The organism is Ferranicluibacter rubi, from assembly GCF_011603255.1.
Classification (GTDB): Bacteria; Pseudomonadota; Alphaproteobacteria; order Rhizobiales; family Rhizobiaceae; genus Ferranicluibacter; species Ferranicluibacter rubi.
Genome location: NZ_JAANCM010000001.1, coordinates 789,712 through 807,428, shown reverse-complemented (window position 1 = coordinate 807,428; position 17,717 = coordinate 789,712). Strand labels below are relative to the sequence as shown.

The following is a 17,717-nucleotide window of genomic DNA, read 5'->3' as shown; positions in this document are numbered from 1 at the left end:
GGGCATCCGACACGTCCATGCCGCCATACTTTGCCTTATATTTGTAGAAGGTTGCGTCCGAGATGCCGTGCTTGCGGCAGACATCGACTGTCTTCGCGCCCGCCTCCTGCTCCTTCAATATCCCGATGATCTGTTCTTCCGTGAACCGTGAACCGTGAACGCTTCACTCGTCCGTCTCCTCATTGTGACGGACTCTACCAAAATCTGGAGGAAGTTTAGGGGCTCAGGTCACAGGGCGCAGCCGCAACGCCAGGCTCGATTCGGTTTGGGCGTTATACAGGTCGCCATTCTGGGTGAGGCGGATAGATGCATGGCTGTCACAAACGCATCAATGTGATGGAGAGCCGCTCGCTCATCTATCGCCAGCCCAGTTGCCACGGCTCATCCCAACGGCCTTCAATTATTTCCCGAATGCATCCCGATCCCAAGCGAGCACCTGATACGGCGTCGTAGAATCAGCACCTGCGGACAACACGGCGGTGAAGCCGAGCTCCGGGCGGTTTCCTTGCAACAGGAGTTCAACGACGACACGGTAGGTTCGCGGTAGTTTCGCATCGATCTGTGATGCCGCGACGAGCACAAGGTTTGCTATGGCCTGCTCGGTTTCTGCCGTCTTCTTCCCCCGAAGCGCGACGATATCCCGAGACGTGGTTTTGCCGATACCGGGAATGGCTGCCATGAGAGGTTCCGGAGCGAAAAAGGCCGACAAACGGCCTGTAGGGTTGAAGACTGTGAGAAGTGGGCGAAGCCGGGCGATGTCGTCTCGTGCCACGCCGGGGACGAAGGCAATGTCATCGAGGGTGCGAAACGGGGCGTTGCGCGCGCGCTGACCGGGCGGGCGGTCGTAAGCTGTGTCGGCGCTGCCCGGTTGCGGCATGTCCCCGGGCTCTCGCCAGTCGATGACTCTCGACGCGAAGACCTCCGGGCGCATGGCGGTTAATCCTGAGGCCCGGTAGGCCGCGGCCAGCAGGTCCTTGCCGGAGCCGTTCAGGTCCACCTTCCCGGCATCCGAGCTGACCCGCAATGTGATGACGCCCGCATCGAGCCGCAACTGCTGACCGTCGATACTGTCGAGCGGGCGTTTCAGGATGAAAAGTTGATATCCGGCGAGCGCCACGGCCGACTGGAGGAGCGTTTCCTGCCGGAGATCGCGACTGGCGAGATGCGCGGTATCCGTTGCAGCGCGTCCGAGCAGAAGAAGTGCGGCGACCAAGCCCGAAAGCAGGGCAACGATGGCGAGCACTGAGATGAGGATATAGCCGGAATTTCCTTGAAGGCGCGATGGAGGTCTCATGGTCGAACGTAGCGCTCCCAGCCCCGGCCGTCATCGGGATCGATCGGCGCTGCACCTGCCGGTGATGTAGTCTCCGGCGTGGACGGATCGTCAGGAACGAGGCTGCAGATCCCTTGTCCGGGTGCAGCGCATCCGGGTTCCGCATCGACGCGGATGGGCACGCGCACGCTGCCGTGGAGCTTCCCGCGCGAGTCCGCCAAGGCGATGCGGATGGCAACCGGCATGGCACGGCGGCCGGACCAGCGGTCTGTCAGCGCTTCTTTTCCGTTGGGAAGGCGCGAGAAATAGGCAAAGCGCACGGTATAGCCCTGTTGGAGAAGCGTGCTGGTTGCTGGCTCGCGGTCCATAACGGCTTTTATATCGGTCGCATCCGGCGGAAGCGAACGTTCCTCCTCCCGCAAATTCGGGCCATCGCTGGTCAGGATGACGAGGCGGCTGCCCGTGCCCGCTTCGGACGCCTTCGGGAAGCGGGCGAAGACCAGAGCCGTTTCCGTTCCCTCGAACACAAAGCCGGCTCCGGCACCTGCCCAGCGTTGGGGCGTCATGGTTTCGATCCTGTCGATCAGGGTGGAGAAGATGCGGCTTGTTTCCTCGATCTGTTGTGACGTCGAGGCGGTTCTGTCCGAGGCGCGCAGAACAAGGGAGACCAGCGATCCCAAAGCCACGAGCAGGAGCGCGCCGATGGCCATCGCCGTCAGGGCTTCCACAAGCAGGAAGCCCGAGGTCGGTAAGCCCCGTCGCGGCGGTCTCGAAGACGAGGCGCGCGTCACGGGGAACGCTCTTCCGGGCGCGCAATTTCGGCGGTCGAAACCCGAATGAGCCGGATGGTCTCGATGCTCACCACCGCATCGCGACGGGCACTGAGCGACCAGCGGCTGCGCGGCGGAAGGGGCACGGTCACCATCATCCGGCGCGGTGTCCAGTCCACCGGCTTACCCTCTGCGTCCGCCGCCGTCGTAAAGGGAAGGCGAAGAGGTTCGTATCGGATCGACCATGAGAGGCCATCCATGACACCGGTCTGGACGCCATCGCCGGGATCGCCGCTGATGGGCGCCGTCATTAGCGATCGCACCACCCGTTCCGCGCGCAGACGATCCTCGGCGCGACGCGTGCCCTCGACGGAGGCCATCACAGCCTGCTGGATCGCCAGTGTGCCAAAGGCGAGCACGAGAAACGCCACCAGCACTTCGATCAGGGTGAAGCCACCCTGTGCGCCGCCTTTGCGCATCGGAGAAGCTGCCCTAGCGCGCCGCAACGGATGCCCCCACAATGCGGATCATGGCGGTCGGTCCGGAAATGGCGATGCGAATGCTATCGCGTCCGGAGCTCAGCGCCAGCTCGCTAGCGGTCGCCCGTCCGTCTGGAAAAAACCGAATGTCGGCCGACCGAGCGGGCGAAAGGTTGAGCGCCATCGTCGCGGGCAGGGCGATCTCGCTTGTCGTGCGCGCGGATCGGATGCGTCCCGCCTGCACGTCGATAAGGACGGTCGCGGGACGCCCCGACGTCATCGCCGCATTGCGCTCCATGCGCAGCAGCGCGACGATTTCGAACGCTTTGGAGCGTAGCGCCGTCGCGCCGGTTTGCGTGCGGACGAGCGGCAATCCCAGCGAAGCGAGGAGGCCGAGCACGACGAGAGCCAGCACGACCTCCAGCATCGCGAATCCGCCCCGTCTGTCGCGCGGGACCGGACGAAGCGCACCCGGAAAGCTGCGCCTATTGGCTGACGATGTCGGCATCGGCGCCGCTCCCTCCGGCCACGCCGTCGGCACCATAGGATAGGATCCGGTAGGGCGCCTTGTCGCCCGGAACGGTATATTGATAGGCGTTGCCCCAGGGGTCGTACGGCACGGCCTGCTGCTGCAGGTAGGGGCCGTTCCACCCTTGAGCCGAGCCCGGTCGCACGACGAGCGCGGACAGGCCTTCGCTCCTGGAGGGATAGCGGCCCATGTCGAGATAGAAGAGGTCGAGCGACGACTTGAACGAACTCAGCTGCAGGGCTGCCGCGCGCGTGCGCGAACTGGTGAGGTAATTGAGGACGCGCGGACCGACGAGACCCATGACGAGGCCGAGGATGACGAGGACGACGAGGAGCTCCACCAGCGTGAACCCCCCGGACCGGTCCCGGCGCGCAGGGCGCCTGTGTTGAAAGCGTATGGGTATCATGGGAACGTCCGATGTGAGAGTGGCCGGGTCTTTAAACGAGAAGAGTCTTTTACACGAGAAGGTCGTTGATGCTCATGAGCGCGCTCATGATGGACAGAATAAGCCAGCCGATCAGCATGCTGACGCCCATCATCAGCAACGGACCGGCCACAGCTGTGAGACGTGCGAGCGAGGCGTCGAGTTTCGTCTCGTAGAACCCGGCGATCCGCCCGGCACTGTCGGAGAGATGGCCGGATTCCTCGCCGACGCGCAGCATCTGCACGACATGGCTTGGCAGCAGGTTCTGCGTGGCAAGCGCCTGCGTCAGCCGCTTGCCACTGCGCACGTCGGCAATCACGCCATCGACCTTTGCGACCGTGCTCGGCAGCGGATGGATGCCGCGGATCAGCCGCAGCGCGGTGGAGATATCGACACCGTTTTCCAGCAGGATCTCGAGCGTCCGGCAGAAGGTCAGCGTCAGGTGATAGGTGACGATGCGCGAAGTCAGGGGCAGAAAGGCCAGGATTTCGAGGAACAGCGACCGCCGCTGCCCCAGCCGCTTGATGAGCATGAAGCCGAGGAGAAGAGCGGCCATCGCGATCAGCACGACATCCACATTCCCGCGGAACCACTCCGACAGGCGAAAAACGAAGAGCGCCGAGGGCGAGATACGGTCGCGAAAGCCGGCGATCGCGCCTTCGAACTGCGGAATGATGTAGAGAAGCACGAAGGCCAAGACGCCAAGCGCCGCGACGGTCAGAAAGGCGGGATAGGCGAGCGCTGCGATCAGTCGTTTGCGCAGGCGCTCGGAGCGTTGCCGCTCGGCGGCAATGCTCGTCAGGGCCTGTTCCAACCGGCCGGAAACTTCGGCAACCTCGATCATCTTCACATAGAGCGGCGGGAAGAGCCGGGGATGCTGCGCCAGAACCTTGGAGAAGCTCTTGCCGCCGGACAGTTCCACATGCAGGCGCTCGATCAGTTTCACGAGCCAGCGTCGCGTTTCCATCTGCGTCAGGATGAGAAGGGCTTCGTTCAGCGTCACGCCGCCCTTCAGGAGCATGGCCAGATCGACGGTGAAGCCGGTAATATCCTCGCCGGCGGGCTCGATCGTCAGGCGATCGCGCCAGCTGCGGTTCTCTTGCCCTGTCGCTTCCTCGATCGTGATCGGCGTGGCATTGGCGCGGTCGAGCTGTTCGATGACATCCGCACGTGTGGACGCCTCCATCGTGCCGGCGATCATCTTTCCGCTGGCGCCCAGCGCCTGGTAGGAAAACACGGTCATCGACGACGGCCCTTCACACCAAGAAAAATTGCATCATGACGGCTTCACATACCCTGCATCGGATCCTCGTTTCGACTCGTGTCACTCTTCGAAACGAGACCTCGCTGTAGCACGCGCTCATGTCAGCGACGAGAGGACCCAGACGAGGCCGCAGGCCGGCGCAAGCAGAGCGCCGAACGGCAGCCGGTCGATAGCCACCGCACCCGACCGCAAGGACAGCGCCAGTACGACTGCGATGCCGAACGCGCTTGCGGCGAGAAGCGCATGCGCAAAGCCGGTGACGCCCACCAGAACGCCACAGGCCGCCGCCAGCTTGACGTCGCCGAAGCCAAGGCCGTCCACACCCTTCCAGCGGTAGTAGCCCTCGCGAATGGCGAGAAGCGCGCCGCCGCAGAGAACCACGTCGATCGCGATGACCAAAGCCTCTTGAGGCAGGTCGAAAGCCTGGGAAAGGCGAAGCGCGGCGCCTGTCAGCGCAAGGGCGACGAGAGGTCCATCGGGAAGCGTGAACGTGCGAAGGTCCTGCCAGGCGATCCAGCCGATCATGGCTGCGATCACGAAAGCGGCCGCGGCCTGTGCCGTAACGCCGGGCATAGGCACCGCTGTCACAACAGCCGCAACGACGATACCGACCGTCAGCGCAAGGAGATCCGCACGGCCCATGACGCGGCTCATTTCATGCGCCCGCCACCGCGCCCGCCGATGACGGACATCTGCGCGCGAAGGCTTTCCGCCACATTGGCGGCGTCCTGCGCATCGCGGATGATGACGGGGCGAATGAGGACGATCAGTTCGGTGCGGTTGGCGCTCTTCTGGGTCTGGCCGAAAAGCCCGCCGATGCCGGGCATGCGGTTGGCGCCGGGAATGCCGCTCTTGCCATTGTTCGTGCCAGTGCTGATCAGGCCGCCGAGCAGTACGGTCTGCTGGTCGTTGACGGAAATCTGGCTCTCGATGCGCCGCTTGGAAATCGTCGGCGTCAGTGTGTTGGCGCCGCTCGAAACGTTCGAGATTTCCTGCTCGATCTGCATCGTCACCGCATCGTTCTGGCTGATGCGCGGCGTAACGTTGAGGATGATGCCGGTGTTCTTGAACTCGACCTGATTGATCACGGGCGCGACCGCGTTTTCGAGGCTCTGCGACTGGCGCGTGGTGATGGGCACTTCGTCGCCGACCTGCAGCGTCGCCGTCTGGTTTTCCAGCACCACAAGCGAGGGCGACGACAGCACCTCGACGTCGCCGATGACATCGAGCGCCGAGATGATGACATCGGGATCGGCATTGGCGCCGATCACGAAATTGAGGCCCGGGATCTGCCGCTTCAGGACGCCGCTCGCTTGATCGACGAGGCTGACGGAGCCGTTATTGGTGCCGAGACCGAGGTTCTTGCTGTTGATGAAATACTGGACGCCGTATTTCAGCTCCTTCGTCAGCCGCACCTCGGCGATCGTCACGTTGATGGCGACCTGCACCGGGGTTGCGTCGAGGCGCTTCAATGTCTGGATGATCTGGTCGGCCCGCTCGGAATCGCCATAGATGACGACCGAATTGTTGGACGGATCGGCACTGATGCGGATCGGCGACTGTGTTTCCTGGGCGCCCGAGGTGAGATCGACGACATTGGGCACACCGCTCATCGCCGAGCCGGTGTTCTCGTCCGATGTCGTGGCGAAGGCCGAGGCGATGCGGGCATTGGCCTGGGTTGCCAGGCCCGATCCCTCGGTTTCCGACATGGCCGGATTGCCGGATCCAAGCGGCTCTTCCGCCGGCTGCGTCGGCATGGGCTGCTGGGTCGGGGACGAAACGGCGCCGCTCGATCCGCCGAAGAGATTGTTCATGACGGCTGCAAGTTCGGCGGCCTTACGATAGCGCGCCTTGTAGACGACGACGTTCTGGCCGGATTGCCCATCCTGCTGGTCGAGCCGCCGGACCCAGCTTTCCGCGCGTTTCAAGAGCCCGGCATTGCGCGAGATCGCCATAACGCCCTTCAGCCGGTTGACCGCGCGAAACTGGATGGCGCCGCTCTGTCCCTGGCTGTTGAAGATGCGCTCCAGTTCCGGAACGATCTGCTCCGGCCGCGCTTCGGCCAGGCGGAAGATCGACACGGACTGGTTCTGCATGAAATCGGAGTCGAACGAGATCACGGCTTCAGCAACCTCTGCGCGCTGCGGGCCCGAGCCGCGCACGATGATGCTGTTGCCGGCAGCGTTGACCCGCAACCCGTCGGCCTCAGCGACGAAGCCTGAGAGAAGCTCCATCATCGTGGAGGCAGACACGAAGCTGAGCGGAATGACCGAAACGCCGAAGCCCGCCCGCGTGCGATTGCCGAAATCCACCGTGCCGCCGGACAGTCCGCTGGCGGCAATGCGGTAGTCGCTGCCCGAGCGGATGAGCGAGAAGCCGAAGGAGGAGAGCGACGTTTCGAGCGTTGCCAGAAGCTGCTCACGCGTTACGGGGCGGGCAGACGACAGCGTGACCGGGCCGGACAGTTCGCCGCTGATCGAGTAGTTGAGATGCAGTGCGTCGTTGAGGATTGCGCGGGCCACATCCTTGATGTCGGTCCGGTCGAAATTCAACGTATATTGTCCGGCAGAGCCCGCATCCGACGAGCCGACGGGCGTCAGCCCCCGGTCCGGTCCGAAGGTCTGCGTGCTGCCGGTGCGCCGTGCGGGAGATGTCGAGGTCGGGTCGGGATGCTCGCGCGTATTGCGCGCCTGGAGATCGCTGAAGACGCCGCCCGCAAATGCGGATTCGCCATCGCCGTCGCTGGTCTGACATCCGGTGAGAAAACCCCCGACGAGACCAACAAGGACGCAACACAGAACAGTGCGGCCAAATTGCATGAATGCCGGCACGCTCTCAACACCCCCAAGAGAAAAACGAGCCCCGCTCGCCATCATGTCACCTCAAACGAAAACATCCGCCTGTGCAAGCACCAAACCGGCCCGGCGCAGGTACACCACAGATCTTTCGTTAGAGCCGCCTGTCTTACGCAGGCTCGTCGTTTGCCCTGATCAAGAGACGAAGGATCGGGACGCTAAGTTTCAAATCGGCGCAATGCGTCGCATGGTTCTAAAACGCAAAATCCCGGCCGTGAAACTTCTTGCGCTCCGGCTTCGTCGTGTGTGTGCCGGTGATCATGTGCCGGTGCGCGCTTTCGAGCGAATGGGGAAGGGACGAGCAGATGACACAGATGCAAGACGAGGGCCTTGTGCCCACACGGACGATCGATCTTCAGGCAGGCCGCAGGGCCTTCCTGCGCTCCGCAGGCCTTATGGCCGCAGGAGCTGCAACCATCGGCCTCACCGGCCTGCCGGAACAGGCGGAAGCCCAGGAACTGGACGACGCGACCATCCTGAACTTCGCTCTGAACCTCGAATATCTCGAAGCGGAATTCTACCTCATCGCCGCCTTCGGCCGCCGGCTTCTGGATGGCGATACGACCGGAAACGGGCGTCTGGGCGGCGTTCTCGGTGGCCGCAAGGTCCCGTTCAAGTCGGCGCTCGTCCGCAGCTATGCAGAGGAGATCGCCCGCGACGAGCAGGCCCATGTCCGCTTCCTCCGCAAGGCGCTCGGCGATGCCAAGGTCGCTCGGCCGGGCATCAACCTTGCCACCAGCTTCACGGCCGCGGCGCGTGCCGCCGGCCTTGTCGGTGCGAAGGAGACGTTCGATGCCTTTGCAAACGAGAACAACTTCCTGCTCGCGGCCTTCATCTTCGAAGATGTCGGCGTAACCGCCTATAAGGGTGCTGCCCGCTTCATCCAGAACAAGGACTTCCTGGAAGCAGCTGCCGGGCTTCTCGCCGTCGAGGCCTATCACGCCGGCGAAATCCGCACGCTGCTGGCGTCCCGCGGCCTCTTTGCGCAGGCAAACGCGATCTCCGACGCGCGTGACTCGCTCGACGGCACCACCGATCTCGACATGGGCATCGGCAGCGAGAAGAGCGTCAACGTCGTGCCGACCGACGCCAATGGTCTGGCCTTCAGCCGCACGCCGCAACAGGTCCTCAACATCGTCTATCTCGGCTCCGGCGCCAGCGAGGCGAGCTTCTTCCCGCGTAAGCTCAACGGCAACATCGCCTGATCCAAAGCGATCCCTCGGGACGAAACAGACAGCCCGTCCTCGTACGGGCTGTTCCTTTTTCGGCATGCAGGCATTTGGCGGTATTGTTCTCCGGATGAACCCTGCCGCCTGCAATCGGTTCTTGAACCGAACCCTGTGCAGTGCTCAAAAGAACGACGAGCCGGCGCGAATGCGTCGTGGCACCATATCCAGATGCGAGGATGCGGATGTGAAGAGGAGGACGTGCCATGCAGCCGCAAACTGACGCCTCTTCCCTGATCGCGCTCGCCTCGCAGTCTGCCAATGACTTCCAGGCCTTCATGGCGGAGCGCGCGAGCGGGCTCCGGGCCGCTCTCCCGCAAACGTCGAAACCCCTGTCGGCCGAGGAGATGTGGCGCGGTGGCCTTGCGACGGCGACCGAGATTGCGGATGCGCTCGCCGCATTCTATGCCGTGCCGCGCGGGCGGTTCGAGGCGATTGCCTCTCGGCCGCATCTGATGAGCGATCTGTCGCGGCGATATCTGCGCGAGTCGCATCTCTTTCCCTACGACGAGGGCGGTGTGCCCATGCTGGCGCTGGCCGACCCTGCCCGCGGCGATGCCGTGCGGGCCGTGCAGCTGGCGCTCGGCGCGCAGCCGGCCCTCCGCGTCGTCTCGTTCGAAGACATCGCGCTCCTGTTCGAGCGGGCGTCGGAGGAGGCGAGCCCTGACACCGGCCCTGACACTGGCGTTGCCGCCATCGAGATACCGGAGGAGACCGGCGACAGCCTTCAGGCGATCCAGGACCTGGCGCGCGGCGCCCCCGTCGTCCGGTTGATCGACGAAATTCTGGAGCGTGCCGTCGGCGCCGGTGCGACGGATATTCACGTGGAAACCGAGCGCGATCACCTGCGGGTGCGGTTTCGGGTCGATGGCTTCCTGCGCCGTGACCAGCGGCTGCCGCTCGGCCTCGCGCCCGCCGTCATCTCGCGCATCAAGATCCTTGCCGGACTCGATATCGCGGATCGCCGTCTGCCGCAGGACGGACGCGCCAATATCCGCATCGGCAATGCCGAGGCCGATCTGCGCGTCGCGGTCATGCCGACGCTGCATGGGGAAACCGCGGTGCTGCGCATTCTCTTGCGCGACAGCAGGCTGCTCGATCTCGGCCGCATCGGCATGAGCACGTCCGACCAGCGCAGGTTCGAGACCCTGCTGGCCGAGCCGCACGGCGTGGTCGTCGTCACCGGCCCGACCGGCAGCGGCAAGACGACGACGCTGGCAACGGCCATTTCCATGTTGAACGATCCCGGGCGCAAGATCGTCACGGTGGAAGATCCCGTCGAATACCAGATCCCCGGCATCCACCAGACGCAGATCAAGCCGTCCATCGGGCTGACCTTCGCCTCCGCTCTCCGCTCGTTCCTCCGCCACGATCCCGACGTCATCATGATCGGCGAAATGCGCGACCGCGAAACCGCCGGCATCGGCATCCAGGCGGCGCTGACCGGGCATCTCGTGCTGACGACGCTGCACACCAATTCCGCCTCCGACGCCGTGGTCCGCCTGATCGACATGGGCGTCGAGCCTTATCTGCTGGGCGCGAGCCTGCGCGGCGTCCTCGGGCAACGCCTCGTGCGCCGGCTCTGCGAGCGCTGCAAGGCACCGGATGACAGCGCGCGGGAAGGCGCCGTCACGCTCGCCGCCCGGCGCGGCATTCGCTTGCCTGCCACGCTGAATTTTCACCGGGCAGTGGGATGCGAGGCCTGCGGCCAGAGCGGCTATCGCGGCCGGATCGGTATTTTCGAGGTGCTGCCGGTCGATGACGATATCCGGGCGGCCATCCGGAGAGATCCGGACCCGGCCGTAATCGGCCGCCAGGCGGAGGAGCGGGGCATGACCTCGATGCTGGAGGATGGGCTGGCCAAATGCGCCGAGGGCATGACCACCATCGACGAAGTGATCAGGGCGACCGGATGAGGCGCAGGGTCTTGTCTCACCCGAAGGCGGCGCGCTCATGAGCGGTATCCTTTCCCGCCTCGTCCGGCCTGCAAGGCCGCTGCTCTCGGCCTTTGTGGATGCTGTCGAGCCCGTCTTCGTGGCGCTTGCGCCGGGCGCGCGGTGGATCGTCGTGGAGGTCTCGGGCGATCGTCGCGATCCGCCGATAGCCGCAGAGGCGGCGGGGATGCCGCCCTCGTCCGGCGACCTGGCGTTTTACCGGGTTTCGCGGCGCGGCGCGGTCTTCCTCGGCCATGGCAGCAGCCTTCCCGAACCTGTCCGTCGGGCGTTCCGCAGCCGAGGGAATGCGGAGACAGAATTGCGCCTGCAGGCCGATCGCGTCGTCACGACCCAGATCAAGGTGCCGGTGGAAGCATCCGGCTTTGCTGCGCAGATCGTTGCCAGTCGCCTCGACAGGCTGACGCCCTGGCGACCGGAAAAGCTGCTGCACGGTTTTCATGTCGCCTCGAAACCGGGCGGCGATGGTCAGCTCACCGTCGACGTCGTCGCGACCTCGCGCGAGATCGTGGCGGCCGGCATCTCCCGGCTCGCAGCCTTCGGCCTCGTGCCCTCGCGCGTCGGATCGGCGGGTGAGCCGGTCGAGGAGCGCCTGCGCATCGATCTTCTCAAAGGTGAGAACGATACGCTGCGCAAAACCCGTCGCAGACGCATCGCGGCGGGCACGCTTGCCGTCCTCGTCCTGACCCTCGCAGGCTTTATCGCGTCGATCGCAGCACTCTCGATGAGCACAAGCGAGGTCGCGAACGCACAGGCGGCGCTGGATGCGACCCGACGAAAGATGGTGGGGGCTTCCGGCAGCGGCGGCATTCGCGAGCGCGAGGCAGCGATGCTGGAGGCAAAGACCCCGGAGCAGGCGAGCTTTGTGCTGATCGACCGTCTCGCGACCATTCTTCCCGAGACGACCACGCTCGACGAACTCGACATCCTGCCGCAGAGCCTGCGGCTCGCCGGCACATCCACCGAGGCCTCGTCCCTCGTCGCGATCATCGAGGCGGAACCCGCCCTGTCGCAGGCGAGCTTTGCAGCACCGGTGACGCGGCAGGAGGATGGGCGCGATCGCTTCGACATCTCCGTCATCCGCGCGGGCAAGGACGGAGCGCCTGCACCATGACCGTCTCGCCGCCGCGTATGCAGGCCCTTCGCCTCTCGGCCATCCTCGTCTTCATTGGTCTGCCGGCGCTGTTCATGACGCTGAGTGTGCTGAATTATCTCCAGATCGCCGAGGATCGCCTTACGGTGGAGGAGGCAACCCGTCAGGCCGCCACGCTGGAGCGCCGACTTGCGAGCATCCCGGCTTCGACCGGCGACACGACACCAAGCTTCACCATCGAAGGCCCCTCGCGCACGGCCGCCATCGCACGGCTGCAACAGACGGTCCTCGATGCCATCGCGGCCGCTCCCGGCCGGATCATCGAGACGGCAGCAAGCGAAGGCACCTTGGCCGAGGGCGAGGGAAGCGACGAGATTGCCGTCACCACGACCTTCGATATCGACAATGACGGCCTTCTCCGCCTGCTCTACCAGCTGGAAAGCGGTCTGCCCCTGATGACCGTCGAAAGCCTCTCGATCCGCCGTCTTCCCGATGCAGAAGGGGAAAGCCCGGGTGACAACGCGCAGATCCGGCTGCGGGTGGATATGGCGATCGGCGCGCGGTGGGCGCCGGAGACAGGGTCCGAAGCGGGCGCGGAGACCGGTTCGTGATGTGGAAGCTTCGACCGGCACCATCGCGACAAAGCCGCCTTCGCCTGCACGGCGTCCCGCTGCTTCTGGCGGCAGGTCTCTGCACGGGGATCGTCGCCGCAGGCGGCGGGGCCGCAGCTCAGACGCAGAACCCCAATCCGAATCCGCTGTCGGGGATCGATCCCGCATCCCTGACCGGGTTCCGCGACCGGCCCTTGTTCTCCCCCAGCCGCACCCGCCCGCCCGATCCGGTGACCGAACCAATCCCCGAGGTGGCGGAGCCGCCGACCGAACAGCCACCGGAACCGGTCACCCTGCAACTCCTCGGTGTCATCGGCACGCCGGAGGGCGTGAGCGCGCTCGTGCGCGACGAAAGCGACGACACGCGGCATGTGCTGCGAACGGGAGACCTCTTTCGAGGCTGGGCGGTCGTCTCGGTCGATGGTCGCGAGATGGTGCTCGACAAAGACGGCGAGACGATGCGCCTCCCGACCTTCAAGCCGTCCGAAGAGGCGACAGGTGAGGAGACGCCGAACGGCGAGACGCAGCTGATGCCGGATCTCGAAGGTTCAGGTGCGGCGCCTTGAACGGATCGCGCCTGAACCGGTCGATGGCTGTCAGATGCCCGGATGACCGACCGACACAGGCTGCCGCCGGTTCGTGAGGCGCAGAATGGTGTAGCCGAGCAGGCCCGCAATCAGCGAGCCGATCAGGATGCCCACCTTGACGCGGTCCTGCATGTCGGGGTCGGAAAAGGCGAGGAGCCCGATGAAGAGGCTCATGGTGAAGCCGATGCCGCAGACGAGCGAGACGCCGAAGGTCTGGCCCCAGCTCGCTCTTGCCGGCAGGTCCGCAAGCCCCGTCTTGACGAGGATCAGCACGGTGCCGAACACCCCGATGCACTTGCCGAGCACCAGCCCCGCGGCGACGCCGAGCGTCACCGGCTCCACGAGCGCGGCCAGGCTGATATGGGCGAACGAAACGCCGGCATTGGCAAAGCCGAAGATGGGCACGATCACGAAGGCGACCGGCTTGTGGAGCGCATGCTCCAGCCGGTGCAGCGGCGAGGTATCGGGCGTGGCTTCCGGTGTACCGGGCGTGCGGCGGATCGGGATGGTGAGCGCCAGAATGACCCCGGCAAGCGTGGCATGCACGCCGGAGGCGAAGACGAGCACCCAGAGCACCGCGCCGAGCGCCAGATAGGGCAGCAGGCGCTGCACGCCTGTGCGATTGAGGGCCACCAGCCCGCCGATCACCACAGCCGCGCCACCCAGCGCCATCAGGTTCATGTCGGACGTATAGAAAACGGCAATGATCACGACGGCGCCGAGATCGTCGATGATGGCGAGCGCGGCGAGAAAGATCTTCAGCGAGGCTGGAACGCGCGGCCCGAGCAGCGAGAGGACGCCGAGCGCAAAGGCGATGTCCGTTGCAGACGGCACGGCCCAGCCGTGCACCGCGACCGGATCGCGATAGTTGAAGGCGATGTAGATCAGCGCCGGAACGGCCATGCCGCCGGCTGCCGCCGCGCCCGGTAGAATGCGCCGGCTCCAGGTGGAGAGCTGACCGTCGAGGAGTTCACGCTTGATTTCGAGCCCCACGACCAGAAAGAAGGCGGCCATCAGCAGATCGTTGATCCAGTGCTGCAGGCTCAGAGGCCCGATATAGATGTGCAGCGCGCCGAAATAGGCCTCGGCCAGAGGAGAGTTCGCGGTGAGAATGGCAAGCAGCGCGACGCCCATCAGCAGGAGGCCGCTCGATGTTTCATTGTCCAGAAATGCGCGGACAGTCGATGGGATACGGCCCTTGGAAACAGGCGGTGATGCGGGGCGTTCGGTCATGCGTTCGGCACCTCGAAAAACGTTGGACGCAGTCTCCGTAGGGGCAATCCGAGGCGCACGCAGCACACGCTCCCTGTCTTATACCGGCCGCCGGTCCGCAGGACCAGCACTTTCGGGTCGTCGTGCTGGCTGCGGACCTTCTGCAATGCAGGGCGGAGATGCGTTTGATCGGCGACGGCGGTCAGGCCGATGCTCCTGCCTCTACCAGAGCTTGGTGTGACGATTGACGTCCTTGTAGAGCAGGTAGCGGAAGCGGCCGGGGCCGCCGGCATAGCAGGCCTGCGGGCAGAAGGCGCGCAGCCACATATAGTCGCCGGCCTCCACCTCCACCCAGTCCTCGTTCAGCCGGTAGACCGCACGGCCTTCGAGCACGTAGAGCCCGTGCTCCATCACATGCGTCTCGAGGAACGGAATGACGGCACCCGGCTCGAAGGTGACGATGTTGAGGTGCATGTCGTAGCGCACGTCGTTCGGATCGAGAAACCGCGTCGTCGCCCAGCGCCCGTCCGTGTCGGGCATGGCGCTGATCTCGCAATCGTCTTCATGGGTGAAGACGGCGGGCGGGGCCTTGAGCCCTTCGACCACCTCGAAGGCCTTGCGCACCCAGTGGAATTTCGCCGGCACGTCGCCCGTATTCTTCAGCGTCCAGCGCCGTCCGGCGGGCAGGTAGGCGAAGGACCCGGTCCGCAGGGCCTTCTCCTCACCCTCGAAGGTGACGATCATCTCGCCATCGACCACGAAGATGGCAGCGGAGGCGCGTGCATCGGGTTCCGGCTTGTCGCTGCCGCCGCCCGGTGCCACTTCCATGATGTATTGCGAGAAGGTCTCGGAAAAGCCGGTCAGCGGGCGCGAGATGATCCAGGCGCGTGTACCGGCCCAGTGCGGCAGCACGCTCGTGACGATGTCGCGCATGACGCTGCCGGGAATAACCGCATAGGCCGTTGTGAACACCGCTTTGCTCGAAAGCAGTTCGCTCTGGCCCGGCAGGCCGCCCATATTGGAAAAAAGACGCGTATTCTTCATCGGCTCGCTGGTATCCGTCCTGATTGTGACGGCGACACCTTAAAACGGTCCGGCAGGGAATGAGAGGGTTTTCTTCGCGAAAACGCGCTTTGGCTGTCAGGCCACGCCCCGGGTCAGCTCCGAATCCAGGCTGAGAATGAATTTCCAGAGCAGCTGCGTGTCGAAATGGTCGCCATGCTGCAGCATCCAGGACAGAGCGGTCGCAGACGACCACGGCTTCTTGTAGGGGCGCACCGAGGTCACCGCCTCGTAGACGTCGCAGATCGCGCTCATGCGCACATAGATCGAGAGTTCGCCGGCGGGGATGCCGTCCGGATATCCCTTGCCGTTCATGCGCTCATGGTGATGGCGACAGATGTCGAGCACGACACCCGGCAGGTTGCCTTGCCGCTTGAGAATATCATGGCCGATGGCCGGATGCTGCATGACGATCTTGCGTTCCTCTGCGGTCAGGACACTGGCTTTATTGAGGATTGCGGTGGGAATTGCCAGCTTGCCGATGTCGTGCACCAGCCCCGCGAAACCGAGCACACGCACCAGCGGCTCCTCGAAATGGAGATGGCGGGCGAAATGCACGAGCAGGGCTGATACAGCGACGGAGTGGACGAAGGTAACCTTGTCCTTCGATTTCAGCCGGGTGATGTCGAGCAGAATGGCCGGGCTGCTGCCGATCTGGGTCGAGATGTCGCCGACGATCTCGGACACGCTCTCGATGTTGATCGGTTCGCCGCTTCGGCTCTCTTTGAACGCGGTTTCGAGCCGCTTGACCGAGGCCTGGACGATCTTGACCGTTGCGCGGCGTTCGTCCAGCAAGGCCTTTCGGGGAGGTGGGCTACGCGGTGGCGAACTGTTGGCGAAGCTGCGGCTTGACCCATCGACGTCAACGCCTTTGGCAAGGTTGATATAGATACCGGTGATCCGGCTGTTCTTGATCAGGTCGACCTCTGTCTCCGAACGCAACAGAAAACGGCGTTGGCCGAAGGGGTTGTCCTGCCAGGCACCCTCGAGCGACTCGATGAACATGCCAACGCGGGCCTCGTGCCTCTCGATACGCTTCACCATGATGTCGCCCCTCGATGCCTCCTTGTCTCTCCCGACACGCGTACGCATGTCAGCGAGCGCTTGTCTTACCCCGCCAGCAGCGAGGAACCGTATGACTTTATAGTCTCAGGTTTTTAAGACATCACTAAGCCGGGTAGAAAAATCTGGGGGTTCTACTTTTCCGACAGTGTAGAAAGGCAACGCGACGGAGAAAGTAGCAAAGGCGAGCAACACTCTTGAAGGTTGTTTTGCATCTGCGAGAAGCCTTTAACTTGCTGGAGGTCACAGAAAGAGGCCAGAGATTGTCAGGGCTTACCTAAAGGCACCGGCTTCCGCGACGCTCTAGGCCGGCGACATTTCCGGTTTGCCTTCCACCGCGACACGTTCGGCAAGGTGGCCGAGCGCGGGAAGTGCCCGATGACGCCACTCAGAGAGGCGCGTTCTGCAAGGGCGGTCGCACCGACGGGCGGATACGGGGGTAGCCGAACTCGGGGTCGCGCGCGGACAATGCCTTGTGCAGATGCACCATCAGCCCGGCCGCAAAGAGCGGGGTCAAAAGGTTGACGATCGGGACCGCCAGAAACGCGGCAAGCAGCAGGCCCGCCATGAAGATCGTTGCGCGATGCTTGGAGCGGAAAGCCCGGGCCTCTTCCGGCGACCGGAACCGCATGGCGGCGAATTCGAAGAATTCCCGGCCGAGCAGGTAACCGTTGACGAGGAAGAAGGCGATAAGATTGATGCCAGGCACCAGCAGCAGGAACAGTGCGATCAGGTTGCCGACAAGCACGATGCCGAGGAACTTCAGCGTGCCGCGGATCGCCTCGCCCAGGGGCAATGCGCGTCCGGCCGGCTCGTCCGGATAATCCCGCTTCTCGATGACCTCGGCGACGTCGTCGAGGAAAAGCCCGGCGATCAGCGCCGTGACGGGTGCCAGCAGCAGGGCAAGGCCGAGCGCAAGCCCGATACTGGCGAGGATGATGAGGATGAAGGTGAACCACCCCGCCCATTCCGGCGTGCCCGGCAGCATCTCGGTGACGAGAGGGGCGACGAAGTAGACGAAGCTTTCGCGCAAGGCCAGCCAGAGCAGCACGAGCGCAAGGATCGTCAGGCCGAGCGTCTTCCAGAACGCAGCGCGCGTCTCCGGCGCGAAGAGGTTGGCAAACGACAGGCGGGCGGCGTGAAAGATCATCCGGCGGCTCCAGGGCATGTGCGTGTTGCAGTGCGAAAGATCATGTAGAGCGCCTGCCCGATCCCCGCAAGAAGGCGTTGGCAAAGCGACGCGATCGCCCGTTTCCGCAGTGCAGAAATAGCCGGGGCCGATTTTGGTTTGTGCGAGAATGCAGTAGGAGAGAACGGC

General features: G+C 64.3%; 17 protein-coding genes and 1 pseudogene. 5 read left to right on the top strand and 13 right to left on the bottom strand.

All coding sequences use genetic code 11. The features are described from left to right. From G8E10_RS03850 to gspD, 9 genes and pseudogenes are all read right to left on the bottom strand, one after another. Positions 1–151, bottom strand: a pseudogene (locus tag G8E10_RS03850) (transposase); the annotation flags it as partial. A 249-nt stretch (positions 152–400) separates the two neighbouring features. Further along, the gene (locus tag G8E10_RS03845; protein ID WP_167127035.1) at positions 401–1,294 is read right to left on the bottom strand and encodes a type II secretion system minor pseudopilin; all 894 of its coding nucleotides are present in this window, start codon (positions 1,292–1,294) and stop codon (positions 401–403) included. Further along, on the bottom strand, positions 1,291–2,064 hold the full coding sequence (locus tag G8E10_RS03840; RefSeq protein ID WP_167127032.1) for a PulJ/GspJ family protein: 774 nt from the start codon (positions 2,062–2,064) through the stop codon (positions 1,291–1,293). The genes G8E10_RS03845 and G8E10_RS03840 overlap by 4 nt, the downstream gene beginning before the upstream one ends. Next, the gene (locus G8E10_RS03835; protein ID WP_167127029.1) at positions 2,061–2,522 is read right to left on the bottom strand and encodes a type IV pilus modification PilV family protein; all 462 of its coding nucleotides are present in this window, start codon (positions 2,520–2,522) and stop codon (positions 2,061–2,063) included. The genes G8E10_RS03840 and G8E10_RS03835 overlap by 4 nt, the downstream gene beginning before the upstream one ends. 13 nt (positions 2,523–2,535) lie before the next feature. After that, entirely contained in the window at positions 2,536–2,949 is a 414-nt protein-coding gene (locus G8E10_RS03830; RefSeq protein ID WP_167127026.1) for a GspH/FimT family pseudopilin, read from the bottom strand. A 58-nt stretch (positions 2,950–3,007) separates the two neighbouring features. Then, the gene (gene gspG / locus G8E10_RS03825) at positions 3,008–3,457 is read right to left on the bottom strand and encodes a type II secretion system major pseudopilin GspG (protein WP_167127023.1); all 450 of its coding nucleotides are present in this window, start codon (positions 3,455–3,457) and stop codon (positions 3,008–3,010) included. A gap of 49 nt (positions 3,458–3,506) precedes the next feature. Next, positions 3,507–4,718 (bottom strand): type II secretion system F family protein, encoded by a 1,212-nt coding sequence (locus G8E10_RS03820; protein WP_167127020.1) that lies wholly within the window; start codon positions 4,716–4,718, stop codon positions 3,507–3,509. A 117-nt stretch (positions 4,719–4,835) separates the two neighbouring features. Next, on the bottom strand, positions 4,836–5,393 hold the full coding sequence (locus tag G8E10_RS03815; protein ID WP_167127017.1) for a prepilin peptidase: 558 nt from the start codon (positions 5,391–5,393) through the stop codon (positions 4,836–4,838). After that, positions 5,390–7,558, bottom strand: a complete 2,169-nt coding sequence (gene gspD / locus G8E10_RS03810; protein WP_167127014.1) for a type II secretion system secretin GspD — start codon at positions 7,556–7,558, stop codon at positions 5,390–5,392. The genes G8E10_RS03815 and gspD overlap by 4 nt, the downstream gene beginning before the upstream one ends. A gap of 341 nt (positions 7,559–7,899) precedes the next feature. Here gspD and G8E10_RS03805 point away from each other — a divergent pair, with 341 nt between their 5' ends. The 5 genes from G8E10_RS03805 to G8E10_RS03785 all read left to right on the top strand — a co-directional run bounded on the left by G8E10_RS03805 (position 7,900) and on the right by G8E10_RS03785 (position 13,042). Further along, positions 7,900–8,799 carry a ferritin-like domain-containing protein gene (locus G8E10_RS03805; RefSeq protein WP_281517379.1) on the top strand — a complete coding sequence of 300 codons (900 nt, stop codon included), beginning with the start codon at positions 7,900–7,902 and terminating at the stop codon, positions 8,797–8,799. Positions 8,800–9,026: 227 nt separating this feature from the next. Beyond that, complete coding sequence (locus tag G8E10_RS03800; protein WP_167127011.1) at positions 9,027–10,736, top strand: GspE/PulE family protein; 1,710 nt, start codon at positions 9,027–9,029, stop codon at positions 10,734–10,736. A gap of 37 nt (positions 10,737–10,773) precedes the next feature. Further along, a complete protein-coding gene (locus G8E10_RS03795; protein WP_167127008.1) occupies positions 10,774–11,886 on the top strand; it encodes a PilN domain-containing protein in 1,113 nt (370 codons plus the stop codon). After that, positions 11,883–12,476 (top strand): type II secretion system protein GspM, encoded by a 594-nt coding sequence (gene gspM, locus G8E10_RS03790; RefSeq protein ID WP_167127005.1) that lies wholly within the window; start codon positions 11,883–11,885, stop codon positions 12,474–12,476. The genes G8E10_RS03795 and gspM overlap by 4 nt, the downstream gene beginning before the upstream one ends. Next, positions 12,473–13,042: a hypothetical protein gene (locus G8E10_RS03785; RefSeq protein ID WP_167127002.1), complete on the top strand. Its 570-nt coding sequence runs from the start codon at positions 12,473–12,475 to the stop codon at positions 13,040–13,042. The genes gspM and G8E10_RS03785 overlap by 4 nt, the downstream gene beginning before the upstream one ends. 30 nt (positions 13,043–13,072) lie before the next feature. On the opposite strand, the gene nhaA is transcribed toward G8E10_RS03785, so the two are convergent. The 4 genes from nhaA to G8E10_RS03765 form a co-directional block, all read right to left on the bottom strand. Then, on the bottom strand, positions 13,073–14,296 hold the full coding sequence (nhaA, locus tag G8E10_RS03780) for a Na+/H+ antiporter NhaA (RefSeq protein ID WP_167126999.1): 1,224 nt from the start codon (positions 14,294–14,296) through the stop codon (positions 13,073–13,075). A 201-nt stretch (positions 14,297–14,497) separates the two neighbouring features. After that, positions 14,498–15,319 (bottom strand): bifunctional allantoicase/(S)-ureidoglycine aminohydrolase, encoded by an 822-nt coding sequence (locus tag G8E10_RS03775; RefSeq protein ID WP_167126996.1) that lies wholly within the window; start codon positions 15,317–15,319, stop codon positions 14,498–14,500. A 96-nt stretch (positions 15,320–15,415) separates the two neighbouring features. After that, positions 15,416–16,381 (bottom strand): HD-GYP domain-containing protein, encoded by a 966-nt coding sequence (locus tag G8E10_RS03770; RefSeq protein WP_165916851.1) that lies wholly within the window; start codon positions 16,379–16,381, stop codon positions 15,416–15,418. A 406-nt stretch (positions 16,382–16,787) separates the two neighbouring features. Beyond that, positions 16,788–17,549 carry a sulfate transporter family protein gene (locus tag G8E10_RS03765; protein ID WP_110730892.1) on the bottom strand — a complete coding sequence of 254 codons (762 nt, stop codon included), beginning with the start codon at positions 17,547–17,549 and terminating at the stop codon, positions 16,788–16,790. Positions 17,550–17,717 lie beyond the last annotated feature (168 nt).